Origin of the sequence: Streptomyces longhuiensis, from assembly GCF_020616555.1 — a bacterium.
GTDB lineage: Bacteria > Actinomycetota > Actinomycetes > Streptomycetales > Streptomycetaceae > Streptomyces > Streptomyces longhuiensis.
The window spans coordinates 7,440,369-7,465,883 of the sequence record NZ_CP085173.1 but is presented as its reverse complement, the minus strand read 5'-3'; the positions used below and the strand labels follow the sequence as shown (position 1 = coordinate 7,465,883).

Annotated in this window: 25 protein-coding genes; 7 read left to right on the top strand and 18 right to left on the bottom strand. The window is 73.1% G+C overall.

Features of this window, described 5'->3' with window-relative positions; genetic code table 11:
- Positions 1-119 precede the first annotated feature (119 nt).
- Complete coding sequence (locus LGI35_RS34115) at positions 120-857, bottom strand: GntR family transcriptional regulator (RefSeq protein ID WP_227300642.1); 738 nt, start codon at positions 855-857, stop codon at positions 120-122.
- 127 nt (positions 858-984) lie between these two features.
- On the opposite strand from LGI35_RS34115, the gene LGI35_RS34110 reads away from it, so the two are divergent.
- A complete protein-coding gene (locus LGI35_RS34110; protein WP_227298131.1) occupies positions 985-1,989 on the top strand; it encodes a Gfo/Idh/MocA family protein in 1,005 nt (334 codons plus the stop codon).
- 27 nt (positions 1,990-2,016) lie between these two features.
- On the opposite strand, the gene LGI35_RS34105 is transcribed toward LGI35_RS34110, so the two are convergent.
- From LGI35_RS34105 to LGI35_RS34065, 10 genes are all read right to left on the bottom strand, one after another.
- Positions 2,017-3,297 carry an alpha/beta fold hydrolase gene (locus LGI35_RS34105; RefSeq protein WP_227298130.1) on the bottom strand — a complete coding sequence of 427 codons (1,281 nt, stop codon included), beginning with the start codon at positions 3,295-3,297 and terminating at the stop codon, positions 2,017-2,019.
- A gap of 67 nt (positions 3,298-3,364) precedes the next feature.
- Positions 3,365-4,429 (bottom strand): 2,5-dihydroxypyridine 5,6-dioxygenase NicX family protein, encoded by a 1,065-nt coding sequence (locus LGI35_RS34100; RefSeq protein WP_227298129.1) that lies wholly within the window; start codon positions 4,427-4,429, stop codon positions 3,365-3,367.
- Positions 4,430-4,488: 59 nt separating this feature from the next.
- Entirely contained in the window at positions 4,489-6,156 is a 1,668-nt protein-coding gene (locus LGI35_RS34095) for an OPT/YSL family transporter (RefSeq protein WP_376220627.1), read from the bottom strand.
- Between the two features lie 171 nt (positions 6,157-6,327).
- On the bottom strand, positions 6,328-7,104 hold the full coding sequence (locus LGI35_RS34090; RefSeq protein WP_227298128.1) for an IclR family transcriptional regulator: 777 nt from the start codon (positions 7,102-7,104) through the stop codon (positions 6,328-6,330).
- 204 nt (positions 7,105-7,308) lie between these two features.
- On the bottom strand, positions 7,309-7,755 hold the full coding sequence (locus LGI35_RS34085) for a PaaI family thioesterase (RefSeq protein ID WP_227298127.1): 447 nt from the start codon (positions 7,753-7,755) through the stop codon (positions 7,309-7,311).
- 68 nt (positions 7,756-7,823) lie between these two features.
- Positions 7,824-9,005: a cytochrome P450 family protein gene (locus tag LGI35_RS34080; protein ID WP_227298126.1), complete on the bottom strand. Its 1,182-nt coding sequence runs from the start codon at positions 9,003-9,005 to the stop codon at positions 7,824-7,826.
- Positions 9,006-9,050: 45 nt separating this feature from the next.
- Positions 9,051-10,298, bottom strand: coding sequence for an ROK family transcriptional regulator (locus tag LGI35_RS34075; RefSeq protein ID WP_227298125.1), 1,248 nt, complete (start codon positions 10,296-10,298; stop codon positions 9,051-9,053).
- Positions 10,299-10,381: 83 nt separating this feature from the next.
- Complete coding sequence (locus tag LGI35_RS34070; RefSeq protein ID WP_227298124.1) at positions 10,382-11,056, bottom strand: response regulator transcription factor; 675 nt, start codon at positions 11,054-11,056, stop codon at positions 10,382-10,384.
- Positions 11,053-11,187, bottom strand: a complete 135-nt coding sequence (locus LGI35_RS46190) for a hypothetical protein (protein WP_264484693.1) — start codon at positions 11,185-11,187, stop codon at positions 11,053-11,055. The genes LGI35_RS34070 and LGI35_RS46190 overlap by 4 nt, the downstream gene beginning before the upstream one ends.
- A 60-nt stretch (positions 11,188-11,247) precedes the next feature.
- On the bottom strand, positions 11,248-12,513 hold the full coding sequence (locus tag LGI35_RS34065) for a histidine kinase (RefSeq protein WP_227298123.1): 1,266 nt from the start codon (positions 12,511-12,513) through the stop codon (positions 11,248-11,250).
- Positions 12,514-12,693: 180 nt separating this feature from the next.
- Here LGI35_RS34065 and LGI35_RS34060 point away from each other — a divergent pair, with 180 nt between their 5' ends.
- Positions 12,694-12,894: a hypothetical protein gene (locus LGI35_RS34060; protein ID WP_227298122.1), complete on the top strand. Its 201-nt coding sequence runs from the start codon at positions 12,694-12,696 to the stop codon at positions 12,892-12,894.
- Positions 12,895-12,917: 23 nt separating this feature from the next.
- On the opposite strand, the gene LGI35_RS34055 is transcribed toward LGI35_RS34060, so the two are convergent.
- Positions 12,918-13,325, bottom strand: coding sequence for a guanyl-specific ribonuclease (locus tag LGI35_RS34055; RefSeq protein WP_227298121.1), 408 nt, complete (start codon positions 13,323-13,325; stop codon positions 12,918-12,920).
- Between the two features lie 154 nt (positions 13,326-13,479).
- Complete coding sequence (locus tag LGI35_RS34050) at positions 13,480-14,382, bottom strand: DMT family transporter (protein WP_227298120.1); 903 nt, start codon at positions 14,380-14,382, stop codon at positions 13,480-13,482.
- Positions 14,383-14,668: 286 nt separating this feature from the next.
- Here LGI35_RS34050 and LGI35_RS34045 point away from each other — a divergent pair, with 286 nt between their 5' ends.
- On the top strand, positions 14,669-15,400 hold the full coding sequence (locus LGI35_RS34045) for an SDR family oxidoreductase (RefSeq protein WP_227298119.1): 732 nt from the start codon (positions 14,669-14,671) through the stop codon (positions 15,398-15,400).
- 73 nt (positions 15,401-15,473) lie between these two features.
- Here LGI35_RS34045 and alc read toward each other — a convergent pair whose 3' ends face one another.
- Together alc and allB are read right to left on the bottom strand one after the other, a co-directional pair.
- A complete protein-coding gene (gene alc, locus LGI35_RS34040; RefSeq protein WP_116508148.1) occupies positions 15,474-16,598 on the bottom strand; it encodes an allantoicase in 1,125 nt (374 codons plus the stop codon).
- Positions 16,599-16,603: 5 nt separating this feature from the next.
- Positions 16,604-17,944, bottom strand: a complete 1,341-nt coding sequence (allB, locus tag LGI35_RS34035) for an allantoinase AllB (protein WP_227298118.1) — start codon at positions 17,942-17,944, stop codon at positions 16,604-16,606.
- 304 nt (positions 17,945-18,248) lie between these two features.
- Here allB and LGI35_RS34030 point away from each other — a divergent pair, with 304 nt between their 5' ends.
- Positions 18,249-19,049 (top strand): IclR family transcriptional regulator, encoded by an 801-nt coding sequence (locus LGI35_RS34030; protein ID WP_227298117.1) that lies wholly within the window; start codon positions 18,249-18,251, stop codon positions 19,047-19,049.
- A 212-nt stretch (positions 19,050-19,261) separates the two neighbouring features.
- On the opposite strand, the gene LGI35_RS34025 is transcribed toward LGI35_RS34030, so the two are convergent.
- Both LGI35_RS34025 and LGI35_RS34020 read right to left on the bottom strand, forming a co-directional pair.
- Complete coding sequence (locus LGI35_RS34025; protein ID WP_227298116.1) at positions 19,262-20,038, bottom strand: ABC transporter ATP-binding protein; 777 nt, start codon at positions 20,036-20,038, stop codon at positions 19,262-19,264.
- Positions 20,035-21,111, bottom strand: coding sequence for an ABC transporter permease (locus tag LGI35_RS34020; protein WP_227298115.1), 1,077 nt, complete (start codon positions 21,109-21,111; stop codon positions 20,035-20,037). Before LGI35_RS34020 ends, LGI35_RS34025 begins: the two co-directional genes overlap by 4 nt.
- A 135-nt stretch (positions 21,112-21,246) precedes the next feature.
- Here LGI35_RS34020 and LGI35_RS34015 point away from each other — a divergent pair, with 135 nt between their 5' ends.
- Positions 21,247-22,428: a sensor histidine kinase gene (locus LGI35_RS34015; RefSeq protein WP_227298114.1), complete on the top strand. Its 1,182-nt coding sequence runs from the start codon at positions 21,247-21,249 to the stop codon at positions 22,426-22,428.
- A complete protein-coding gene (locus LGI35_RS34010) occupies positions 22,425-23,051 on the top strand; it encodes a response regulator (protein WP_227298113.1) in 627 nt (208 codons plus the stop codon). The genes LGI35_RS34015 and LGI35_RS34010 overlap by 4 nt, the downstream gene beginning before the upstream one ends.
- 192 nt (positions 23,052-23,243) lie before the next feature.
- On the opposite strand, the gene LGI35_RS34005 is transcribed toward LGI35_RS34010, so the two are convergent.
- Entirely contained in the window at positions 23,244-23,777 is a 534-nt protein-coding gene (locus LGI35_RS34005) for a universal stress protein (protein WP_227298112.1), read from the bottom strand.
- 240 nt (positions 23,778-24,017) lie between these two features.
- Here LGI35_RS34005 and yczR point away from each other — a divergent pair, with 240 nt between their 5' ends.
- Complete coding sequence (gene yczR, locus LGI35_RS34000) at positions 24,018-25,511, top strand: MocR-like transcription factor YczR (protein WP_227298111.1); 1,494 nt, start codon at positions 24,018-24,020, stop codon at positions 25,509-25,511.
- The last annotated feature ends 4 nt before the right edge of the window (positions 25,512-25,515 follow it).

The window sequence follows — 25,515 nt, the reverse complement described above, 5'->3', positions numbered from 1 at the left end:
GCCGCCCGTGTGCGGCTGGAGGAGTTCTAGCGGTGGGTGCCCGGCACCGTCAATGACTTTGTCATAACATTCTTACGGCCGGTCTTCCGCGCCATGCCCACGGCGCTTCCAGGACGCTTCTACGGCCGCACGAGGAGCTGGAACTCGAAGGAGTAGCGGGACGCCCGGTACGTGTGCGACCCGAACTCGACGGGTCTGCCGGTGTCGTCGAACGTGGTCCGCTGCATCGTCAGGAGCGGGGCGCCCGCGGGCTCGGTGAGCCGCTCGCCCTCCTCGGCGGCGGCGGCGCGGGCGCCGACGGACTGGCGGGCGCTGTGCAGGGTTATCCCGGCGGCGCGCATCAGCCGGTAGAGCCCCGTCGCCTCCAGCCGCTCCGTGTCGAGCGGGAGCAGCCCGGTGGGCAGGTGGTTGCAGAGGTACGCGACCGGGTCGCCGTGGGTCAGCCGCAGCCGCTCGACCCGGTGCACCTCGTCGCCCTCCCCCACCCCGAGCGCGGCCGCGACCTCGGCGGACGCCGGCACGAGCGTGTTGGCCAGGACGCGCGTCTCGGGCTTCTGGCCCGCCGCCTCAAGGTCGTCGTAGAGGCTGCTCAGCTCCAGGGGGCGCTTGACCTGGCTGTGGACGACCTGGGTGCCGACCCCGCGGCGGCGGACGAGGAGGCCCTTGTCGACGAGGGACTGGATGGCCTGGCGCACGGTGGGCCGGGACAGACCGAGCCGGCCCGCGAGCTCGATCTCGTTGCCGAGCAGGCTGCCGGGGGTCAGGGAGCCGCGCTCGATCGCCGCCTCCAGCTGCTGGGAGAGCTGGAAATAGAGCGGGACCGGACTGCTGCGGTCCACGCTGAGCTGGAGCGACACGGTCGGGTCGACTACTGGTTTGGCCACGGGCCGAGCGTAGTCGCAAGGAATGTTGACGGGAAGTCGTGAAGTTCGGTTGTCAGGACAAACCGTTGACAGCGGGTTCCCCGGGCGGCACCTTGACTGCATGCGCATCGGACTTATCGGGACGGGCCGTATCGGCACCTTTCACGCAGCAGTTCTGGAGCGGTACCGCGAGGTCGGCTCGCTCGTGGTCACGGACGCGGACCCGGAGCGGGCCGTCGCACTCGCGGACCGGATCGGCGCGACGGCGGCGCCCACGGTGGACGAGATCTTCTCGTGGGGCGTGGACGCGGTGGTCATCACGGCGGCGACGTCCGCGCACGGCGAGCTGATCGGGCGGGCGGCGCGGGCCGGGCTCCCGGTGTTCTGCGAGAAGCCCATCGCCCTCGACCTGCCGGGCACACTGACCGCGCTCGCCGAGGTCGAGCGGGCCGGGACGGTGCTCCAGCTGGGCTTCCAGCGCCGCTTCGACGCGGGGTACACGGCGGCGCGCGAGGCGGTCCGCTCGGGCCGTCTCGGCCGGCTGCACACCGTACGGGCCATGACGAGCGACCCGGCCCCGCCGCCGGCCGCGTATCTGCCGCTGTCCGGCGGCCTCTACCGGGACTGCCTGGTCCATGACTTCGACATCCTGCGCTGGGTGACCGGCCACGAGGTGACGCAGGTGTACGCGACCGGGTCCGACGCCGGACCCGCGATGTTCCGCGAGGCCGGGGACGTCGACACGGCGGCCGCCGTCCTCACGCTGGACGACGGCACGCTGGTCACGGCGACGGCGACGCGCTGCAACGGCGCGGGCTACGACGTGCGCATGGAACTCTCCGGCGAGCTGGACACCGTCGTCGTCGGCCTCGACGACCGCACGCCCGTCGCCTCCACCGAGCCCAAGGGCCCGCCCGCCGCGTCCAAGCCCTGGCCCGGCTTCCTGGAACGCTTCGCCCCCGCGTACGAGGCGGAGCTCGTCGCGTTCGTCGACGTGGTGCGCGGCGAACGCGAGAACCCGTGCGACGGCCGCGAGGCGCTGCACGCGCTGCGGATCGCGGAGGCCTGTGAACTGTCCCGCCGGGAAAAGCGGTTGGTCCGGATGGAGGAGATCCCCGGGGGCTGATCCCCAGGACCTCGCGGCGAGCCCGGCTCAGGCCTCCCCGCGCGCCGTGGCGATCAGCCGGTCGAGGACCGCGGGATCCGCCTTCACCCCGTCGTGGGCGTGCGCGTCCGAGACCCAGGCACGCAGCCCCCGTACGAGCTTCGCCGTCTCCAGGGACTGCTCGCGGTCGACGAACATGTCGTCCTGGTAGACGGCCGCGGCGACCGGCACGTCGTTCGCGGCGAGCCGGTCGAGGTCGTAGAGGGCGGGCCAGTCCGTGCGGCGGGCGAGGCGCTCGGCCGTGTCCTTGAGGGGGACGAGGGCCGGGTCCTCGTCGAACTGCCAGGGGTAGATCATCTCGCCGGTGAAGCGGAGGGGGGCCGTGGCTGTGCCGGGGGCGTCGAACTCCGGGAACTCGTCGCGGATCCGGTGGGCCGACCAGTCGGTGGCGCGGCCGCCCTGGGCGTAGATCGGCTCGTGCAGGACGGCGTAGAGGGGGCGCGGCGCGAAGGAGACCGTGGCGTCGACGCCGCGCAGGAACGGGTCGGACAGGGCGGGCCCGTGGGCGCCGTCGACGAACGCGCTCTCCAGGAGGTAGTGGAGTGCGTCGAAGCCGGCCGAGGTGCCGAAGTTGATGCCCATGGTCTGGAAGCGGCGCACGGTCAGGCGCTCCCCGCCGGGCATCCGGACGTCGTGGTCCGCCAGGTGCGCGGCGACCGCGTCGGCGAGCCGCTGGTCGCCCGGGTAGCGCGCGAAGTAGCGGTCGTTGTGCGCGAGGGTGCGGCGGTACGCGGCACGGTAGACGTCGTCCGCGTGGCCGGTGAGCGTGGGCAGGCCCCCCGTGATGAACACCTGGCCGAGGCCCTCGGGCGCCAGGCTCAGATAGGTCAGGGCGCAGAACCCGCCGAAGCTCTGGCCGAGGACGGTCCAGGGGCGGTCGCCCTGGAGGTGGCGGCGCAGGAGTTCGGCGTCGCGCACGATCGAGTCGGCGCGGAAGTGGGCGAGGTGGGCGGCCGGGTCCTCGACGGCGGCGAGCGTGGTGCGGTCGGCCGGTGCGGAGCGGCCCGTGCCGCGCTGGTCGAGGAGGACCACCCGGTAGTCCTTGAGGGCGCGGCGCAGCCAGGCGCCGGCCGCGTTCGGCCGCTCGGCGCGGCCCCCGGGTCCGCCCTGGAGCCACAGGAGGCGGGGCAGGTCGCGGTGTTCGTGCTCCTCTGCGACGACCTCGCGGGCGAACAGGGAGATCGCCGGGCCGTCGGGGCGCGCGTGGTCGAGCGGCACGTCGAGGGTGTGGTCGTGGCAGACGAGACCGCTGTGGCGGTAGGTGGTCATGGCTGGCTCCAGGAGGTCGTACTTGGAGGCGGGGCGCCCCTCGCGAAGGGCGCCCCGGTGGGGTCGGTCAGTAGCCCTCGACGCCCAACTCCTTGCAGATCTTGACCAGTTCGGGGTGCACGTACACGCCGTCGCGCTCGATGCACTCGCCGTCGAGGTAGATCGACGGGCCGAGGACCGAGCCGTCGGTGTGGGCGGCGGACACCCAGGGCTCGCCGCCGATCCAGGCGCCCTTGGTCCCGATGCCGAGCTCGACGCAGCCGAAGACGCGCTCGTCCTCGACGATGCGGCCGGTCGGCGCGAGCACGCCCGGGTTGAAGCCGAGCGACCAGTGGGCGACGCGGTACATGTTCGGGTCGTCCCAGGACTCCATCCAGCGGCGGAAGACGTCCGCGTCCTGGCCGCCCTCGATCTTGGTGACGACGCCCTTCTCGACGGTGCAGCGCACCGGGGAGCGCAGCAGGCCGAGCTGGTCCGGCGGCCACAGCGCGCCGTCGAACACGAGGACGCCGTCCTGGGTCTCCTCCAAGGGGTTCCAGGAGATCTGCCCCGAGAGCATGACCGTCTCGCCGGGCTTCTCGGCGGGCTTGCCGCGCAGGTTGATGGGCCGGTCCCCGTTGCGGCCGGTGATGTCGGTGCCGTTCGCGGAGGTGATGCGGACCTCGTCGGCCTGCTCCAGGAGGCGTACGAGGGCCTTGCCCAGGCGGATGACGCCGTCGAAGTCGGGGCGTCCCACGGTCGCCACGAGCATGTGGACGTCCATGGCCGTGAGGTTGGTGTAGCGGCAGCCGTTCGCCATGGCCGTACGGAAGGCGTCCGAATGCATGACGTAGGAGACCGCGAACTCGATCCACACGTCGGCGTCCGCGATGGCACCGGCGACCGGGCGCGGCGGCTCCATGGAGGAGCTGGGCATCGTCTCGTACCAGACGACGACGGGGTGGGCGCCCGCCGCGGCGACGGCCTGCGCGGTCGCGTCGACGACGCGGCGGTCGCTGCTGGTGTCGCCGGTCAGGACGACGTGCTCACCGGGCTTGACCAGCATGACCTGCTCGACCAGCTTGCGGGCGGCGAGGGCGAGTTCGAAGCTCAGGTACTCGCCGCGGGGTTCGAGGCGGCTGAACATCTCCATGGGGGTATTTCTCCTTGCACTTGCGGTACAGCGTGAACTGCTGTGGTGGGAAAGGGCGTTCAGCCGGCCTTGACGATCTGGGCCGAGTCGCCGAGTGAGCTGCCCGCGATGAGGCCGGCGCCGACGAGGTTGAGCTCCTCGTCCGCGCGGGGTCCGCGGATCCTGCGGTAGACGACGCGCACGGCGAGCGCGGCGAGGACCAGCCAGCAGGCGTTCGGGGTGAGGATCAGGAGGCCGGTCGCCAGCATCACGCCCATCTGCCGGCGAGGGCCGCCGAGCAGCTGGATCAGGGCTCCGGGGATCGCCCAGAGCAGCATGGTGCGCAGGACGCCCGGGTCGCCCAGGCCGTGCTTGACCGTGTCCGCGTACACCTTGGCGACGGGCGGGATCAGGCCCTGGCGGAAGTACGACTGCCACAGGACGGCGACCACGACGAGGGCGGCGGCGAAGCCGATGAGCGCGGCGCGGAACTGCTCGCGGCGGCCCTCGCGCTCGTAGGGGTCCCAGGGGCTGTGGTCGCGGCGCAGGAGCCAGCCGGCCTTGAGGTCGTAGCCCATGTCGGCGAAGGCGGGACCGGTGGCGGACACGTAGCCGACGAGGAGGGCGAGCGGCACGGACGGGATGCCGATGAGCAGGCCGAACACGAGGAAGATCAGAGTGACGGCGAAGGACGGGAACCAGCCCGACTGCATCGCGGCGAGGCCGACGATCAGCTCGTGCACGAGGGCGGCGAACGCGGCGAACAGGACCCAGCCGACGAGGCCGAGGGGGCTCATGTCACCGATCAGTCCGCCCGCGACGGCGAGGACGACGGCTCCGCCGGTGAACAGGGCGTAGCCCCGCAGAAGGGTGCGGCGCAGCGTGCTCTCGTCGACGGTGAACGCGGTCGTGGGATCCGCGGCGGGGCCGGCGGGCACCTGGGGCGCGATGGGGGCGGTCGTCCGCGAGGGGCGGCGGCGCATGAGCAGCCGGACGGCCTGGCCGAGGGCGACGACACCCGCCCCGACCATCACGCCGTGCGGTACGTAGCCCGCGCCGAGGTCCGTGTGGAAGAGGTCGGGGCTGAACTCCCGCAGTCCCAGGCCGACGCCGAACATCAGCAGGGCCCAGACGTTGCCGAGGAAGGCGACACCGGCGGCGGACAGGGGCAGGTTCAGGAGGGTGCCGCCGAGCCCGACGAGGGTGCCCGCGCCCAGGACGAGGGCGCGCTTGCCGCCCTTGTCTCCGGCCTTGATGGTCTCGGCCGCGGCGGTGCCGGGCGGCCAGGCCGCGTCGGCGGGCAGGAGCCGGGAGCCGAACGCGCGGTAGAGCACCCAGGTGTCGATGAGCAGGCCGATGAACGCGCCCGCCAGCATCGGCCACACCAGGTCCTTGCGGCCGAAGACGTACGGCACCGCCACCGAGGTGAGCAGGGCGTTGGCCGAGGCGAAGGTCGCGGCGGAGATGGCGCTCTGGGCGAGGTTCTGCCGGTGCACCGAGCGCATCTTGCGCAGCCCGGCGACGGGTATGCGGCCGACCAGCATGGCGATGAGGGCGCCGACCACGGAGGTGTTGGCGGAGATGCCGAGCTTGGCGACGAGGTCGGCGCCGATGAGCGCGCCGACGACGGACAGCGCGGCGAGCACGACGAGGACGACGGGTTCACGGACGCGGGGGTGTCCGGAGCCGGGGCTGTCCCCCGGTGGTGGTTCGGCGTGGGCGGTGGTGACTGAGGTGTGGTGCGACACGGGACACCCCTTTGCGGGCAGGCGGGACCGGGCGGCGTGCGCGGGGCGGCGCACGACGCGGGGACAGGTATGCGGGTATGGGGGACTGATGCGGCGGGTGTGGCGATTGTGGTTCGGGGCCGGACCTGCCGGGGACAGCGGTCCGGGCCGGCCGGGAGCGGCGGGAGGGCGTCAGGGGCCGAAGGCGGCCGTGGCCTCGCGCGCTCCCTCGACGACGAGCCGGGTGATGCGGTCGGCGGCGCGCACGATGCGGTGCGAGGGGCCGATGACCGTGAGCGACGCGGCGACGGTGCCGGCCTGGAACACCGGTGCCGCGATGGCCGCGACCGCCTCGTCGTACTCGCCGAGGCTGACGCTGTGGCCCTTCTCCCGTACGTCGCCATAGACGCGGAGCAGGTCGTCGAAGTCGGTGACGGTGTGGTCGTTGAAGCGCTGGAGCGGGGTCGCGCCGAAGATCTGCCGGATCTCCGCCTCGGGGTAGTGGGCGAAGATCGCGTGTCCGGAGGCTCCGGCGTGGCCGGGCATGAGGGCGCCGACTATCGCCGTGTAGCGGACGGGACCGGTGCCGTCGACGGCGGCGGCACAACGGTAGCCGCTGCCGTTGGGCACGTTCAGGACGACGCTCTCGCCCGTCTCGCGCAGCAGGCCGGCGAGGACGGGCCGGACCAGGGACGGCAGGACGCCGCTGTGCTCCCCGACGCGGGCCAGCCGGGACACGGCGGGCCCGAGCCGGTAGCGCCGTGTCGTACTGTCACAGGTCAGGAACGCGCGCGCGGTGAGTGTGGTGAGAATGCGCTGGGCGACGGCCTTGTCCCAGTCGTGTTCCCTCGCGATCTCGCTCACGCCCCACTCGGGGCGGCGCTCCGTGAAGGAGAGCAGCGCGAGCAGGGCGCGATCGGCGCCCTGGAGGACTCCGGGTCCACCGGTCTTCGGGCCGTTCTCGGTCATCGCCCGCTCCTCCTGACGCCTGGTTCTCACTCCGGTTCGGTGCGCTGAGCGCAACGTCGTTGCGCTCAGCGGCGAGAACTATGGGTGTGCGGCAACGCAGGTGTCAAGGGTTTCCAGCCCTCGAACAAAACTCCCGGGAGCGCCGTCGGCTCAGCCGGTCAGCCGTGCGCGACCGACAGGCGCAGCTCCGTGCGACCGGCAGGCTCAGCCCCGCGCCACCGGCAGGATCGTGCCCTGGGCGACGGCGCACAGCTTCTCCGTGCCGTCCTCGTCCACGGTCGACAGGTCGCAGCGGACGACGGCCTGGCGCCGGCCGCCGTGCACGACCTGGGCGCGGGCGATCAGGGTGCGGCCCGTGGCCGGGCGGACGTACTGGATGGAGAAGCCGCCGGTGAGCACGGCCGCGCCGAGGACCGTGCCGCCCGCGAACGTCAGCGCGTTGTCGGCGGCGTAGGACAGGACCCCGCCGTGCAGGAACCCGTTCTGCTGGTGCAGCTCCGGCCTGATGTCGACCTCGATGGTGGCCGCGCCGTCGCCGAACGCGGTGAGCCGGGCGCCCACGAGACGGCTGAACGGCTGGGCGTCAAGGAGCTTCGCGGCCAGGGCGAGGTCCAGCTCCTGGGGGCTGTCGTTGTCGTGTGGTGCGGTCATGGAGACCTCCGGGCAGGTCGGCGGGGGCGGGTACGCCCGGCCTGCCGTGCCGAGCGCGGGGGCGTCGGTCACCACCGGACCGGCAGGCTTCGCACGCCGCGGATCAGCATGCCGGGCAGCCAGTCGTCCGCCGGGCCGTCGAGTGCGAGCGCGGGGGCGCGGTCGAGAAGTGAGCGCAGGGCGATCTGTCCTTCGAGGCGGGCCAGGGGTGCGCCGAGGCAGTGGTGGAGGCCGTGCCCGAAGGCGACGTGGCCCCGGGCGTCGCGCCGGATGTCGAAGCGGTCCGGCTCCGGGAAGCGCTCCGGGTCGTGGTCGGCGGCGGCCAGGCCGACGAGGACGGCGGAGCCGCCGGGGATGACCGTGCCGCCGACCTCGGTGTCCTCGACGGTGAAGCGGTACGTCGCGTTCTCCACGGGACCCTCGTACCGCAGCATCTCCTCGACGGCGCCGCCGAGGAGGGTCATGTCGGCGCGGAGGGCGGCGAGTTGGTCGGGGTGGGTCAGCAGGGCGCGTACGCCGCCCGCGATCAGGTTCACCGTCGTCTCGTGGCCCGCGATGAGGAGGATGAAGGCCATGGCGCACAGCTCGTCGGGCGAGAGCCGGTCGCCGTCCTCCGCGGTCGTGCGGATCAGGGCGCTGAGCAGGTCGTCCGCGGGGGCCGACGCCCGCTTGTCCTCGATCAGGTCGCGCAGGTACGCGGCGAGTTCGACGAACGTCGCGTACTCGCCGTCGCGGTCGCTCGGCGCGACCACCTCGTTCGACATGCGCCGGAAGTCGGCGCGGTCGATGTCCGGGACGCCGAGGAGCTCGCAGATGACCGTGAGCGGCAGCGGGAAGGCGAACGACTCGACGAGGTCGGCGCGGCCGTGCGGGAGCATCGCGTCGAGCAGGTCGTCGGTGATGCGCTGGATGCGCGGGCGCAGCGATTCGACGCGGCGTGCGGTGAAGGCGCGGGTGACGAGGGAGCGCAGGCGCGTGTGGTGCGGCGGGTCGGTGATCAGCAGATGGGCGCCGATCAGCTCTTCGTCGAGGCCTGAGAAGCCCAGCTCGGCGGGGGACTTGACCAGGCGTGGGTCGGTGAGCGCGGCGCGCGCCTCCTCGTGCCCGACGATCAGCCATGCCTCGCCGTCGTCGGCGGGCTTGGGCAGCCGCACCCGGTGCACCGGGCCGCGGGCGCGCAGTTCCTCGTAGACGGGATACGGGTCGGCCGTGAACCCCGCGTAGTCGCCCAGATCGGTCGCTTCCCCCATGACGCCGCCCCTCGCTGTGACTCTGGCCCTCGGCTTCTGCCGAATCTAACTCGCGCCGTCGGCGATCGGTTCCCGTGAGGTGATCGCCGCGCCGCCCTCGGCGAGGAAACGCGCGAGCGGCAGGGTCGCCGCGCCGACCGTCACCGCGTCGGGTCCCAGGCGCCCGAGTTCGATCGTGGTCTGCGCGAACGGGTGGCGCAGGGCGTACGCGGCGGCCGCCTGCCGCACCGGTGAGAGGAGGCGGGGACCGAGGAGGAGCCCGGCCCAGCCGCCGACGACGATGCGCTCCGGGTTGAAGAGATTCACGAGGTCGGCGATGCCCGCACCGAGGAACTCGGCTGTCTCGTCGAGGAGTTCACCGGCTGCGGGGTCGGCGAGGAGTTCGGCGAGCGCCCCCTCCTCGTCGGTCGAGGTCCAGTGGCCGCCGCTCTCGCGCCATCGTTCGAGCAGCGCCTCGGCGCCCACGTACGCCTCCAGGCAGCCGCGCGCCCCGCACCGGCAACGGCGCCCGCCGACCTGGAGCGTGGTGTGGCCCCACTCCCCCGCACTGCCGGACGAGCCCTGGTAGGGGACGCCGTCGGCGATGACGCACGCGCCGACGCCGGAGCCGATGAGGGTGACGACGGCGGTGCGGGCGCCGCGGCCCGCGCCGAACCACATCTCGGCGAGACCCAGCGTCTTGGCGCCGTTGTCGACGAACAGGGGCAGTTCCGATGGGAGTTCGCCGCAGTCGCGGAGCATCGCTTCGAGGGGGACGGCGTCCCAGCCGATGGCCTGACCGTGCACGACGGCTCCGACGGCGCCGCCCGCATCGGAGGCGTCGACGATGCCGGGCACGCCGATGCCGACGCCGATGAGGGCGTCCGGGGCGACCTTCGCCTCGCCGAGCACCTGGGCGAGGCCGGCCGCGACGATCCGCACGACGTCCTGCGCGTCATGGTGTCCGTCGGGCAACGGGGCGTCCACGCGCGCGAGTTCGTTCAGGGTGAGGTCGAACAGCTCCACGCGTACGCGTGTCTCGCCGATGTCGACGCCGGCCAGGTGGCCACAGCGCGGGGTGACGCGCAGGAGCGTGCGCGGCCTGCCGCCGTCGGAGTCGACCGACCCGGCCTCCTCCAGGAGGCCGTCGGCGACGAGTTCGGAGACGACGTTGCTGATCGACCCCGAGCTGAGTGCGGTGAGGGGTCCCAGCTCCTGTCTGCTGAGCGGCCCGTCGAAGTAGAGCTTGCGCAGCACCGTGGCGCGGTTGTTGCGTCTGAGATCACGCACCGTGCGCCGGCGTGGTCCGGCCATCGTCTTCCTCCCCCGTGCGGCGGACCCTGGGCGCTGTTCGCCCGCGCCCGGATCACGCTGTGAATTTACCCGTGCCGCACGGGTCAGTCGTCCAGGAGTCCCGCGTCGTGTGTGAGGAGGGCGATCTGGACGCGGTTGTTCAGGCCGAGCTTCGCGAGGATGCGGGAGACGTGAGCCTTGACGGTGGCGACGCTCATGTAGAGCTCGGCGGCGATCTCCGCGTTGGCGGCGCCGCGGCCCACGGCGACGGCCACCTCCCGCTCGCGGTCGGCGAGTTCGGCGAGCCGTTCACGCGCGCGTGCCCTGCGGTCCTGCTGCGGGTCGGGGTCGGTGGCCCGCGTGATGAGCTGCCGGGTCACGGTCGGCGACAGGACGGGCGCTCCGGAGGCGACCCGGCGGACCGCCTCGACGATCTCGGCGGGCGCGGTGTCCTTGAGGACGAATCCCGCGGCCCCGGCGCGCAGCGCGCGCAGTACCTGTTCGTCGGCGTGGAACGTGGTGAGGACGATGACCTCGGGTGCGTCGGGCCGTGTCCGCAGCGTCTCGGTCGCGGCGAGCCCGTCCACGTCCGGCATGCGGATGTCCATGAGGACGACGTCGGGACGGGTCTCGGCGACGAGGGCGGGGACCTCCGAGCCGTCGCCGGCCTGGCCGACGATCTCGATGCCGGGCGCGCCCCCGAGCATGAACGAGAGGCCCGCGCGCACGAGCGGGTCGTCGTCGACGAGGAGCACCCTGATCGGTTCCACCGAGTTCATCCCGTTCCGCCTTCGCGCCGTCGTACCGCAGCCGTCACCGTCGCCATCGCCATCGCCATCGCCATCGCCATCGCCATCGCCATCGCCATCGCCATCGCCATCGCCATCGCCATCGCCATCGCCATCGCCATCGGGGCCACCGTAGCGAGGCGTTGATCACCTGGTCCACGGGCGCCCACCGCGGGCAGGGGTCACCCGGGCCACGGCAGCCACGCCTCGATCGCGAAGCCTCCGTCGTCGGCGGCGCCGTGGCCGAGGCTGCCGCCAGCCAGGGTCGCTCGTTCCGTCAGGCCGATCAGGCCCTGGCCCGAGCCGGGCACGTGCGGGACCTCGCCGGGGGGCGGCGGGTTGCGGACCGAGACGGTGACGCCGTCGCCCGGCGCACCCGAGACGACCACCCCTACCTCGGCGCCGGGGGCGTGCTTGCGGGCGTTGGTCAGGCCCTCCTGGACGATCCGGTAGGCGGTGCGACCGACGGACGCGGGGACGGCGTCCGGGGCGGTGACCTGCTGGTCGAGGACGATCTTCATGCCCGCCTCGCGCGACTCGGCGACGAGGGCGTCCAGTGCGGCCAGGGTCGGCTGGGGCCGCCCCGACTCCTCGCCGTGGTCGTCGGCCCGCAGGACCCCGATGATCTCGCGCAGGTCCTGGAGCGCCTCGTGGGCACTCTCGCGGATGACGCCGGCCGCGCGGGCGACCTCTGCCTGCGGGGCGTCGGGCCGGAACTCCAGGGCGCCCGCGTGGACGCTGAGCAGCGTGAGCCGGTGGGCGAGCACGTCGTGCATCTCACGGGCGATGGCCTCGCGGGCGAGGCGCTGCGCCTGCTCGGCCCGCAGTCCGGCCTCGGTCTCGGCGCGCCGCGCCCGGTCGCGCAGCGACAGCAGGAGCTGGCGCCGGGAGCGTACGAACATGCCCCAGCCGACGACGGTGATCGTCAGGACGATCGTGAAGGCGACGGAGAAGAGGTACGGCGAGTCCGGGTCCGGCCGGATCCAGAAGAAGAACGGGATCAGCGCGCAGGAGGCGCCGGCGACCCAGGCGACGTAGCGGAAGGGGCGGTGCACGGCGAGGGTGAAGATGGCGACCAGGGTGGCGCCGCCCGCGCTGTTCGACACCATGCTGACGGCCGACAGCGCGACGGCCAGGCCCATGGGCCACCGCCTGCGCAGCCACACGGAGGCGCAGGCGAGTGCGCCGAGCCACTGGTCGAGGTCGGCGAGGCCCTCGGAGGTGTTCGGGTCGTTCGAGACGGAGTGGGCGCCGAGCAGGCCGATGCCGACGGCGACGCCGAAGCAGGTGAAGTCGACGACCCAGTCGCGCAGGGTGCGGCGCCTGCGGCCGGGGCGGCCGTCCGGGTCCAGGTCGAGCTCGTCGGCGACGGCCGAGGGCAGCATCCTGCGCCGCCACCGGTACCGCTCCCCCGGTGGGGTCGTCCCTGTCCGCTCCTGAACCTCCATGGTCGACAAATCTACGCACCCGGGGCGTCCGGGACCGGCTCGTGGAGCGGACCGTGGACGAAAGTCGCGGCGGCCGCTACTTCGGTAGGCGCGCTCCGCCGGAAGTCGCGTCGTGTGGCGGGACGCGCCTCGCCCCGCGGCCGATGTGCGTGGGAGGTCCGCGGGGCGAGGTTGTCACCTATGAAGAAGGTTCTGGAGTTCATCGGCGCGATCGCGCTCATTCAGGGCGCGGTCGGCCTGCTGCACGAGTTCACCGGATGGCTGAGCTGGGGCGTCATCCAGCACCTCGGCTTCCTCGACGGCTACGAGGTGTACGGGAGCATCGCGTTGATCGTGCTCGCGTTCGCCCTGTTCGCCGCGTCGGAGAGCATCAAGAGCTGACGGCGCCGGTCACCGGGGGCGTCTCAGCAGCCGTAGTCGACGAGGTCGAACGTCGCGTAGTGGTCGCCGGTGTAGTAGTCCTCCTGGGACTGCTCACCGGTGACGATGCGACGGGCGCCGCGGGTCGGGGAGCCGGGGGTGATGACCGTGTACTCGTGGTAGTAGCCGGTGGACTGCGAGGGCAGGACGCCTTCCCGGTTCTGGAAGACGACGCCGTCCTGGTCGTACGGGTAGGGGCCACCCTGCTCGATGAGGTCGAGGGTGTCGTGGGCCTGGGAGGGCAGCGCCGAGTAGCAGATGTCGCCGACGGCGGTCACGGAGTACGTGACGGGGGCCGGGGCCGCGGTGGCCGAGCCGGCGAGGACGGGGCCGCCGATGAGCAGGGCGGCGGCGAGGGCAGTGACACTGGCGATTCGTGGGGGGATTCGCATGGCCCCTAGTGTGACGCGCGTAGAGCGTGTCGTGTCAATGTCAAGTCGGGGGAGTTTTCCGGAAGTTAACCAATCGGAGGCGCCGATTCAGGCGTGCCCGGGGCGCGCTCGGGGCCCGTTCAGGGTGCGTCGCGGGCGGTGGCTCGATGATGTCTCAGACGGTGGCGCGGCGCCCCCACGCCGTCCCTGCCAGCACGAACGCGGCCCCCAACAGGCCCAGCAGCCCCAGGCGTTCGCCGCCGATGACGATGCCGGCCGCCGCGGCCCACAGCGGCTCCGTACCGAGGAGCAGGCTCACCCGGGACGGTGACGTCCGGCGCACCGCCCACATCTGCACGAAGAAGGCGAAGAGCGTACAGAAGACGGACAGGAAGACGAGCCCCGCCCACTCGCGCGCGCCGAAGTCCGCGGCCGCCTCCCACGGTGCGGCGCCGGTCCCCGGCACTCCGCACAGAAGCGCGAACACGACGACGGACGAGCCCAGTTGGACCGTCGTCAAGGGCAGCGCGTCGGCGCCCCGCACGGACTTCATCCGGGCCATGACGAGGACGTGGACGGTGCGGGCGAGGGCCGCGAGCAGCATCAGGAGGTCGCCGGCGGACGGGGCCGTGAAGCCGCCGCTCTGGGTGAGCAGGACGACGCCCGCCACGGAGACGGCTGCCGCGGCGAGGAACGTCCGGGACGGCCTGGTCCGGGTCACCGCGGCCTCGGCGAGGGGCGTGAAGATCATGGTGAGGCTGATGATGAGGCCCGCGTTCGTCGCGGAGGTGTGGACGACGCCGTAGGTCTCCAGGAGGAAGATCCCGCCGAGGATCAGCCCGAGGAGTCCCGCCCCGCGCCACTGCGCGGCGCTCAGGCCGCGCAGCGCGCCCCGTCCGGCCACGGCGAGCGCCGGAAGGACGGCGCCGAAACGGAGCACGAGCACCGCGAGGACGGTGGTCTGTGTGGTGATGCCCTTGGCCGCGAGATAGCTGGCTCCCCAGACGACGGCCACGAGGAGAACGGGCAGGTCGGTGAGCCAGGCGCGGCGGGGCGCGGTGACGGTGAGCGTGGTCAAGGTGCGGTCTCCGGCGGCGTACGGCGGACGTGGAGACGGCGGCGGCTCGCACGGGGGCGGCTCACCGTACCCGCGGCAAGATCGTCCGGGCCAGCGCTTTCCGCCCAGCGCGACGGCTCGGGCTTCCGGCCCGGTCCGCATGAGAGGTCCTGGCCCCCGCACCCGGAATGCATCGCTCTGTCGCGTGGCCGGGGGCGGCGGCATAGGTGTCCGTTTGCCGCCAGCACCAGGGGCCGCCCCGTCCATTTACTTGAAGTCATAACAACCGATGACTTCAGGAGGACCCATGAACGGCAAGGCGGCACTCGTCACCGGTGGCAGCCGTGGGATCGGCGCGGCGACCGCGCTGCGGCTCGCCCGTGAGGGCGCGGATGTGGCGGTCACCTACGTGAACGGCAAGGAGGCGGCCGAGGGGGTCGTGCGCCGCATCGAGGCACTGGGCCGGCGCGGCCTCGCCCTGCGCGCCGACTCGGCGGACGCCCACGAGGCGGCCGGTGCCGTGGAGCGGGCGGCGGAGGCGTTCGGCAGGCTCGACGTGCTGGTGAACAACGTGGGCCTGGGGGTGCTCGGACCGCTGGAGGGCTTCTCCCTCGCCGAGATCGACCACGCGCTCGCGGTGAACGTGCGCGGTGTCCTGCTGGCCTCGCAGGCCGCCGCGGGACGGCTGTCCGACGGCGGCAGGATCGTCACCGTCGGCACCTGCATGACCAAGCGCGTACCGGGGCCCGGCGGGACGGTGTACGCGACGACCAAGGCGGCCCTGATCGGCCTGACGAAGGCGCTGGCGCGCGAGTTGGGCGGCCGTGGCATCACGGCGAACATCGTCCACCCGGGCCCGATCGACACGGACATGAACCCGGCGGACGGCCCTTACGCCTCGGGCCAGACGGCTTCCGTCGCGCTGGACCGGTTCGGCACGGCCGACGAGGTGGCGTCGATGGTCGCCTATCTCGCGGGCCCCGAGGCCACGTACGTCACGGGCGCGGAGTTCGCCGTGGACGGCGGGCACGCGGCGTGACGTGATGCGCGCGGGGGCGTACCGGTGCTGTCGGGCCGGTGCGCCCCCGCGCGGGTCTGCGGGAGGGACGGGATCAGCCGCCGAGCTCCTGGTGGCGGGCCGTCAGGCGGGCCGTGCCCTCGTCGGTCAGCGAGCCGAACAGGCGCAGGCGGGAGATGCCGCCGTCCGGGTAGATGTCCACGCGCGCGTGGGTGCCGACGGCGGGGGTGTCGAGCACGAAGCGGTGGTTGGTGTCGGGCTGGAGGCGGGTGCGGGGCAGGACCTCGACCCACGCAGCTTCGTCGGTGGACTCGCCGTCGCGCACCGAGACCGAAGCCCAGCCCGCCGAGTTGCCCTTGAGGTAGGCGGTGTCGATCTCCAGGGCGCGGATCTGCGACTGGGCGACCAGGCGGTAGCTGATCCAGTCGTTGCCCTGGTCGCGGCGGCGGCGGGTCTCCCAGCCGTCGTCCATCTTGCGGGAGCGGCCCGGCTGGATGGTGTTGCTCGCGGGCGAGTAGAAGAGGTTGGAGGCGTCCTCGGCGCTGCCGCCGTTCTCCAGGGCGACGACGTCGAAGGTGCCGAGCGTGGCGAGCCACTTGGGGTCGGGCACGACCTCGCCGTGGACGCGCAGGCGGGCGATGCCGCCGTCGGGGTGCTGGTTGACGCGCAGGTGCGTGAAGCGCTGCTCCACGTCGACGGCGAAGCCGTTGGCCGCGTGGCCGCCGACCGCCGTGCGCGGTACGAGCGTCGTCCACTTGACGTCGCCCGACAGCAGCTCCTCCGGGGTGGGCGCGCCCTCGACGGACGCGGCCTCCACGGATACGGCCTGCGGGTAGTTGCCGCGGAAGTGGGCGGTGTCGACGACGATGCCGCGGATCACGCCGGGGGCGCCGAGCCGGACGAGCGCCCAGTCGTGGTCCTCGGCGGTCGGCCACGGGTGGTCCGCGCCGGTGCCGCGGCGACGGCGGGTCTCCCAGCCGTCCATGATCTTGCCCTTGTGGCCGAAGTGCTCGGGGTCGAACTCGGCGCGCTCGGGCACGAGGAGGTTCTCGCGCTGGGCGAAGAACTCGTCGTTGGCGGCGATGACACCGGCGCCGAGCTGCCGCGCGGCGAGGTCGGCGTACTGCGTGAACGGGAAGTCGGCGGTGCGGTAGTCGGCGTAGGGGTCTCCGCCGCCGTAGGGGTTCGCGTCGCCGGTGAAGCTGGGAATCGCCGTCACAGTGATCAGTTGTTCCTTTCGAGGAGCTTGCCGGCGGGAGCGGTGAACTCGCCTTCGGCGACGATGCGCTCACCGCGCAGCCAGGTCGACTTCACGACGCCGTGCAGCGTCTTGCCCGCGTAGGCGGTGACGCGGTTGCGGTGCTGCAGCTCGGCCGGGTCGACGGTGAACGTCTCCTCGGGGGCGAGGACCGCGAAGTCGGCGTCGCGGCCGGCGGCGATGGCGCCCTTGCGGTCGTCGAGGCCGACCAGCTCCGAGGTGCGCGAGGACATCCAGCGCACCACGTCGTCGAGGGAGTGGCCGCGCTCGCGGGCCTCGGTCCAGATGGCGGAGAGGCTCAGCTGGAGGCCGGAGATGCCGCCCCACGCGGTGGCGAAGTCGTCGGTCTTCAGGTCGGCGGTCGACGGCGAGTGGTCGGTGACGACGCAGTCGATGGTCCCGTCGGCGAGCGCCTGCCACAGGAGGTCCTGGTTGGCGGCCTCGCGGATGGGCGGGCAGCACTTGAACTCGCTCGCGCCGTCCGGGACTTCCTCGGCGGTGAGCGTGAGGTAGTGCGGGCACGTCTCGACGGTGAGCTTGACGCCCGCGGCCTTGGCCTCGGCGATCAGCGGCAGCGCGTCGGAGGAGGACAGGTGCAGGATGTGGACGCGGGCGCCGATCCGCTTGGCGGCGTCGATGAGCCCCTTGATCGCGACGTCCTCGGAGATCCGCGGTCGGGTCGCGAGGTAGTCGTCGTACTTGGGGCCGCTGTTGTGCGGGGCGACGTCCAGCTCGTGCGGGTCCTCGGCGTGCACGATGAGCAGGCCGCCGAACCCGGCGATCTCGGCCATGGAGGCGGTGAGCTGGTCACCGTTCAGGTGCGGGAACTCGTCCACGCCGGACGGCGAGAGGAAGCACTTGAAGCCGAAGACGCCGGCGTCGTGCAGCGGACGCAGGTCCTTGACGTTGTCGGGCAGCGCGCCGCCCCAGAAGCCGACGTCGATGTGCGCCTTGGCGGCGGCGACGTCCTGCTTGGTGCGGAGGTTGGCCGCGGTCGTCGTCGGCGGCAGCGAGTTGAGCGGCATGTCGACGATCGTGGTGATGCCGCCGGCCGCCGCGGCGCGGGTGGCCGTCCAGAAGCCCTCCCACTCCGTGCGCCCCGGGTCGTTCACGTGGACATGGGTGTCCACGAGGCCGGGCATGAGGACATCGTCACCGAAGTCCTCGAGCCGGGCGCCGGCCGGTACGTCCGCGTCGTGCGGAAGGACGGCGGCGATCTTTCCCCCGGCGACGGCGACCGACGCGGGCCGCGTGCCTTCGGGGGTGATGACGCGGGTCGAGCGCAGCACCAGTTCGACGTCGGACACCCGAGCCCCTCTCAGTAAATTCAACGTTCTGTTGAAGGAGTTTTCACTCCGGTCCAGGGTCCGTCAAGACCCGTCTCGTACGGGACGACGCCGTCCTGGACGTTTCCACAAAGTGGAATTAGAATTCCGTAAGCCAGAACGTAGCTATCTACGACGACACCGTCAAGAGAGCACAGGTATGGCCCGGCGACACCCGGACAAAGGCTCCCTGACCGGCCGGAACAACCCAGGCCGCGCCACACCCTCCGCGGTGACCGCCGGGTAGGCTGCAGCCTTGCCCTTCCGCCCCGAAAGGAACGCGCCCGTGCCGACGTCAAGCGCCAGCACCAAGTCCTCTGGCCCTTCCGCCCCGACCGGCGGAGTCCAGTCCCTCGAGCGCGCCTTCGACCTCCTGGAGCGGATGGCCGACGCCGGGGGCGAGGTGGGCCTCAGCGAGCTCTCCGCGAGCAGTGGACTTCCCCTGCCGACGATCCACCGCCTGATGCGCACCCTGGTCGCCTGCGGCTACGTGCGCCAGCAGACCAACAGGCGCTACTCGCTCGGCCCCCGTCTGATCCGGCTCGGCGAGTCCGCCTCCCGCCTGCTCGGCACCTGGGCCCGCCCCTATCTCGCCCGCCTCGTCGAGGTGACCGGCGAGACGGCGAACATGGCGCTGCTCGACGGGGACGAGATCGTGTACGTCGCGCAGGTGCCGTCCAAGCACTCGATGCGGATGTTCACCGAGGTGGGCCGCCGCGTTCTGCCGCACTCGACGGGCGTGGGCAAGGCCCTGCTCGCCGACACCCCGGCCGACGAGGTGCGCGCGCTGCTCGCGCGGACCGGCATGCCGGCCGCCACGGAGAAGACGATCACGACGCCCGAAGGCTTCCTCGACGCGCTCGCCGAGGTGCGCACCGCCGGGTACGCGGTCGACGACAACGAGCAGGAGATCGGCGTGCGTTGCCTCGCCGTCTCCGTGCCCAACTCCCCCACGGCCGCCGCGATCTCGATCTCGGGTCCGGCGGGACGCGTCACCGACGCGGCGACCGAGAAGATCGTTCCGGTGCTTCAGCAGGTCGCCGAGGAGCTGTCGGTGGCGCTGTCGAGCTCCGGGGTCGGGGTGTAAGGCCTGTCGGTCTTGGGGTCGTCGTGCAGGGCCTGTCGGTCTTGGGGTCGGCGTGCAGGGCTTGTCGGCCTTGGGGTCGGCGTGCAGGGCCTGTCGGCCTCGGGGTCGGCGTGCAGGGCCTGTCGTCGAATTCCCGTCGTCCGCCCGAGGGGCGGGCCCGGCGGCGTCCGGTGCGTGCGATCACAAGGCGCCGGAGAGTCCTTGCAGCGGGGCTACCGGGGCTTTTCGGCAACGCCACGAGCTTGCGTGCCGGACGCCGCCGGACCCGCGGGAATGCGACGCCAGGCCCTGGCATCGCCCGCAGCGTCACGGGACGGGACGGCCGTCGTGAGCCGCCCGTCCACCATTTCGCACACCGCGTCCGCCACCGCCAGATGCGCCCGGTCGTGCGTGACCAGGACCGTCGCGGTGCCGCGCTCCCTCGTGAGGCGGGCGAGCAGATCCAGTACGGCCGCCCCGCGCTCGTGGTCGAGGGCGCTCGTCGGCTCGTCCACGAGCAGGACCGACGGCTCGTTCATCAGGGCGCGGGCGATGTTGACGCGCTGGCGCTGACCGCCGGACAGCTGATGGGGGCGGCGCCGCGCCTGGTCCGTGAGCCCGACCGCGGCCAGCAACTCCCCCGCCCGCTCCCGTACTTCGCGCGGTTTGCGGCCGTCCAGATGTGCCATGACCTGGAGCTGTTCGAGGGCGGTCAGGGACGGCAGCAGGTTGGGCTGCTGGAAGACGATGCCGAGGGAACGGCGGCGCAGCTCGGCGCGTTCGGCGGGACCGATCGAGTCCGTCGGCGTACCACCCACGGTCACGGTGCCGCTGTCGGGCGTGACCAGCGTCGCCGCGACCGCGAGGAGGCTGGACTTGCCCGAGCCGGACGGGCCGACGACGGCGGTGACCGTGCCGGCCGGCACATGCAGCGTGACCCTGTCGAGCGCCGTGATGCGGCCGTCGCCGTCCGGGTAGGTCAGGGTGATCTCGTCGAGGTCGAGGCTCATCGGGCGCTCCCGAGTGCGGTGAGGGGGTCGACGGCGGTGATGCGCCGGATGGACAGGGCGGCGCCTGCCGCGCCGAGGACGGTCATGACGGCGGCCGGACCGAGCGTGGTGAGCGGCTCCATGACGAACGGCACGCTGTCGGGCACGAACGCGGCGATGAGCGCCGCGAGGGCTGTCCCGAGGGCCGTACCGCCGACGAGCATCACCACGGCCTGCCCGAGCGCGTCCTTGAGCAGATAGGGCGTCGAGGAGCCGAGGGCCTTGAGGACCGCGATGTCGCCGCTGCGCTGGATCGTCCACACGGTGAAGAACGCGCCGATGACCATCGCCGAGATGACGAAGAGGAAGCCCCGCATCAGCTGGAGCGAGCCGTTCTCGGCCTGGTAGGACCCTATGGCCTCCAGCGCCCCTTCGACGGTCCGCGTCTCGGTGCCCGCCGCACGGTCCGCGGCGCCGAGGTCGGCGCCGTCCCCGGTGCGCAGGGCGATCACGGTGGCCTGTTCCCCGGAGCCCTGCCCGCCCGGCGCCACGCTCTGCCAGTCGCCGAGATCGATCCAGACGACGGGCGTGTGGCTGTACGAGGCGTCGCCCGCGACCGCGCTCACCGTGAGGGACGTACCCGACAGGGCGATACGGTCACCGGCCCGCGCGCCCAGATCGTCCGCCGCCTGCTGGGACAGGACGGCCGTGCCGGGTGCCGTCGTGTCGGGCGCGAGCCCCGAGCGGGGCCGCACGCCGAACGCGGACACGGCCGCCGTGTGGTGGCCCGCCTCGGCGTTGACGGTGCTGATGCCGAGCGGCTGAGCACTGTCGACCCCCGGGCGCGCGGCGAGGGCGCGCCACTGCTCGGCCCCCACCGTCGACCCGGTGAACGACACCGCCTGGCCGTCCGGGGGCCGGGCGAAGGCCAGGTGGTCGGCGGACAGCCCGGTCAGAGCCGAGGTGTTGTCCCGGGCCAGGCCCGCGGTCAGGCCGGACAGCAGGCCGACGAGCAGCGTGATCAGCACGACCACGCTTCCCATCAGCGCGAACCGGCCCTTGGCGAACCGTAGATCTCTCCATGCGACGAACATGGTCCCCAGCCTGCTGCCGGGGCCCCGTCCCGGGCATCGCGCCACAGCACGCTTCACCCGAATCGAAGGAAGGAGCCACCTTTCGAACTTTCGGTTGACCGCGGACCGGGATCTTCTGCCTACGCTGGTATCGGTATGGATCCACGTTCTCTGACCCCCGTTCTGCGCGTCCTGCGCCTGTGCCTGCATCTGCTGATGGCCGGGCTGCTCATGCTGGTCGCCGGCCGGGCGCTGGCCGGGGACTCCACGGGGGCGGGCGCAGTGGTGGCCGCCGCGGTCGTGATGGCCGTCGTGTACGGCGCGGGCCCGCTGATCCCTGCCGTACGGACCACGCGAGCCGGGGCCGCGCTGTGGCTCGGGGCGCTGTGCGCGGTGTGGCTGGTGCTCCTCGCCCTCACCCCCGACGGCCTGTGGCTGGCGTTCCCGCTGTACTTCCTCCAGCTGCATCTGCTGCCCGCCCGCTGGGGCGTACCCGCCGTGACACTCACCGCGGGCGCGGCCATCGCCTCGTACGTACGTCATGGGCAGCCGCTCAACCCGGGGGCCTTCATAGGGCCGCTCCTCGGCGCGGCCGTGGCCGTGGCGACGGTCATCGGCTACCAGACGCTGTACCGCGAGAGCGAGCGCAGACGGCACCTGATCGAGGAGCTGATCGCGACGCGCGCCGAACTCGCCGCCGCGGAGCGCACGGCGGGCACCCTCGCCGAGCGGGAGCGCCTGGCCCGCGAGATCCACGACACCCTCGCCCAGGGCCTGTCCTCGATCCAGCTCCTGCTGCGCGCGGCCCAGCGCGCCCTGCCACCGCGGTCCCCGGCCGCCCCCCACATCGAACAGGCGCGCGCGGCCGCCCAGGACAACCTCGCGGAGGCCCGCCGTTTCGTACGGGCCCTGTCCCCGCCGGACCTGGAGAACGGGTCACTCGCCGGGGCCCTGGAGCGGCTGTGCGCGACGGCTCCCGGGCTCACCGTCCGCTTCCAGGAGAGCGGCACGCCGGCCGGGCTGCCGACGCCGTACGAGGTCGCGCTGCTGCGGATCGCGCAATCGGCGCTCGCGAACACCGTGCGGCACGCGGGTGCGCGCCGCGCCGAGATCACCCTCAGCTTCATGGACACGGCCGTGGCCCTCGACATCGTGGACGACGGCCGCGGCTTCGACCCCGCGTCGGCCCCGTCCGGTGACGGCGGGTTCGGCCTGCCCGCGATGCGCTCACGCGCCGAGTCCCTCGGGGGCACGTTCACGGTGGAGTCGGCGCCGGGGCAGGGCACGGCGGTCGCGATCACGCTGCCGCTCCCTCTTCCGGTGGGAGGCGCGGCATGACCATCCGGCTCCTGCTCGCCGACGACCACCCCGTCGTACGCGCCGGACTCCGCGCGGTCCTCGACGCCGAACCCGACTTCGAGATCGCCGCGGAGGCCGCCACGGCGGAGCGGGCCGTGGAGCTCGCCGCGGCCGGAGGGGTCGACGTCGTCCTCATGGACCTCCAGTTCGGCGCGGGGATGCACGGCTCCGAGGCGACCGCGGCCATCGCGGCGAGGCCCGGTGCGCCGCGTGTCCTCGTCCTGACCACGTACGACACGGACGCGGACATCCTGGCCGCGGTGGAGGCGGGCGCGTCCGGCTATCTGCTGAAGGACGCGCCGCCGGAGGAACTCGCGGCGGCGGTCCGCACGGCCGCCTCCGGCCAGTCCGCGCTCGCCCCCGCGATCGCCCACCGCCTGATGGACCGCATGCGGGCCCCGGCCGAAGCGCTCAGCCGCCGCGAGCTGGAAGTCCTCCAGCTCGTCAGGGACGGCCTGTCGAACCAGCGGATCAGCAAGGAACTGTTCCTCAGCCAGGCGACGGTGAAGTCCCATCTGGTGCACATCTACGCCAAGTTGGGCGTCGATTCACGCACGGCGGCGGTCGCTGCCGCCACCGCACGCGGCCTGATGCGCCGCTGACCCACCGTCCGGCCTGCCGGACCCGCCGCGAAGTCACCTGCGGTCACCCGCCGCAGCCCGTGCCGGGCAGCCGACGGCGCGGGCACGGTCAGGACCGGGCAGCCGTCGGCGCGCGCCACGACCGGGCCGAAGATCCGCCCCGCGCTCAGCGGCAGCCGCCGCACGCGGGCTCATGCGGCGGCTGCCGCCCGTTCACCCGGCCGGACCCGCCGCCGCGAAGTCATGTGGGCTCGCCCGGCGCAGCGCGCGCAGTTCGTGCCGTGGCAGGGGCGGCGCGGGCACGGTCAGGACCGGGCAGCCGGCGTGTGCGACGACGTAGCGGTGGGTCCGTCCGCGCCACATGCGGCGTGGGTGGACGCCGATGACGAGCAGGTCGTCCGGGCCCGCCACCGCGTCCCGCAGGGCCCGGCCCGGCCTGGCCCTGACCACGCGGCGTACCAGCTCCACGTCCTGGGGCGGCCCGCCGAGCGCTTCGGCGAAGGCGCGGTCGAGGCGCTCGCGGGCCTCGCCGTGCCAGTGCCGGGCCCACCGCCGGTCGGGGCGGCGGGCGTACAGGCCCTCGCCCTCGGGCGGCTCCCAGGCGAGGACGGCGACGAGGACCCGGCCCGAGCGACGCGCCTGCTCGGCGGCCGCGCGCAGCGCCGCGAGCCCGCCCAGCGAGTCGCTCACCCCGACGACGACCTGCCCGGCCACTCCCTCGGTGCGCCGAGCCCCGACCCTGGTCACGACTTCCTCCCCTTGCGCCGCCTCCCGTTCACGAGCGCCCGGACCCAGGCACCCGCCGGCCGCGTCGTGCGCGCTTCCGCGCGGCGCTGCATCTCCCGTTCGAAACGGTCCGTGACACAGCCCGCCCCGTACCCGTCCATGGCATGCCTCCTCAGCCGCTCCCCAGGCCAAAGCCTCTGACCTCTGTCGAGTCTGTACGCTGATTGGCCTGGACAGCAGGGCCAATAACGGAGAGTTGGCATGGCAGGCAATCGAGTGGTCCACGCCTTGAACACCCCGGGCACGGACAGCATGAACAGATCCCTGGGCAGCCGCCGCCTCGCCGGCCTCCTGACGGTGACCGCCGGGGAGAAGCCCGGCTACCGCGCCCTCGCCCAGGGCGTGCGCACCCTGCTGCTCGACGGTCGTATCCCGCTGCACACCCGGCTGCCCGCAGAGCGCGAGCTGGCCACGGCACTCGGTGTCAGCCGCGCCACGGTCACCGCCGCCTACGACCTGCTGCGCGAGGGCGGCTACGCACGCAGCAGGCGCGGCGCGGGGACCTGGACCGAGCTGCCCGAGGGGCAGCGGCCCGCCAGCGTGGCCGTCTTCCCCACGGGCGACGACGTGATCGACCTCGCCGTCGCGGCGCCCGGCGCGCCCGAGGCGGAACTCGCCGACGCCCTCGCCGCCGCGAGCGCACTGCTGCCCCGGCACGCGTCGACGCCCGGCTACCACCCGTACGGGCTTCCCGAGCTGCGGGCCGCGGTCGCCGAGCGGTTCACGCGGCGCGGCCTGCCGACGCTCCCCGAGCAGATCCTCATCACCTCGGGCGCCCAGCAGGCGGTGTCGCTCACCCTGGGGCTCCTCGCGAGGGCGGGCGACCGCGTCCTGGTCGAGAACCCGTCGTACCCGAACGCCCTGGACGCGCTGAACAGGGGCGGGATGCGGGCCACGCCGGTGCCGGTCACGGACGGCGGCTGGGACACGGACCTGTTCGAGTCGGCGCTGCGCCAGACCGCGCCGCGGCTCGCCTATCTGATCCCGGACTTCCACAACCCGACCGGGCGGCTGATGCCGCGCGAGCAGCGGGTGCGGCTCCTGGAGGCGGCGCGGGCGACCGGTACCTGGCTGGTCGTGGACGAGACGGTCGCCGACATCGCGCTGGACGTGCCCGCCCCCGCGCCGTTCGCCTCGCTCGCGGCGCACGGCGCGGGCGAACAGGTCGTCACCGTGGGCTCGCTGAGCAAGACGCACTGGGGCGGGCTGCGCATCGGCTGGGTGCGGGCCGGGTCGCGGCTCATCACCGAACTGGCCACGGCACGCGTGCCGTTCGACATGTCGGGTTCCGTGCTCGACCAGCTCGTCGCGCTGCGGCTGCTCGAGCGGATGGACGAGGTCCTGAGCGAGCGCCTGCCGCGGATGCGGGCCCAGCGGGACGCGCTCGCCGAGGATCTGGCACGTGAACTGCCGGAGTGGCACTGGCAGTTGCCGCCCGGCGGCCTGTCGCTCTGGATCGACCTGGGCCGCCCGATCGCCTCGGCCCTCGCCCGTGCCGCGCTGCGGCACGGTGTGCGCATCGAGGGCGGCTCCCGCTTCGGCGCGGACCCGGGCACGCACGAGCACCGGCTGCGCTTCCCGTACACCCAGCCGCAGGAGGTCGCCAGGGAGGCGGTGCGCCGCCTGGCACAGACCCTCGCGGACGGCCTCGGCACGACGGGCGAGGAGCCGGGACGGCCGCACTGGGTGGCGTGACGCC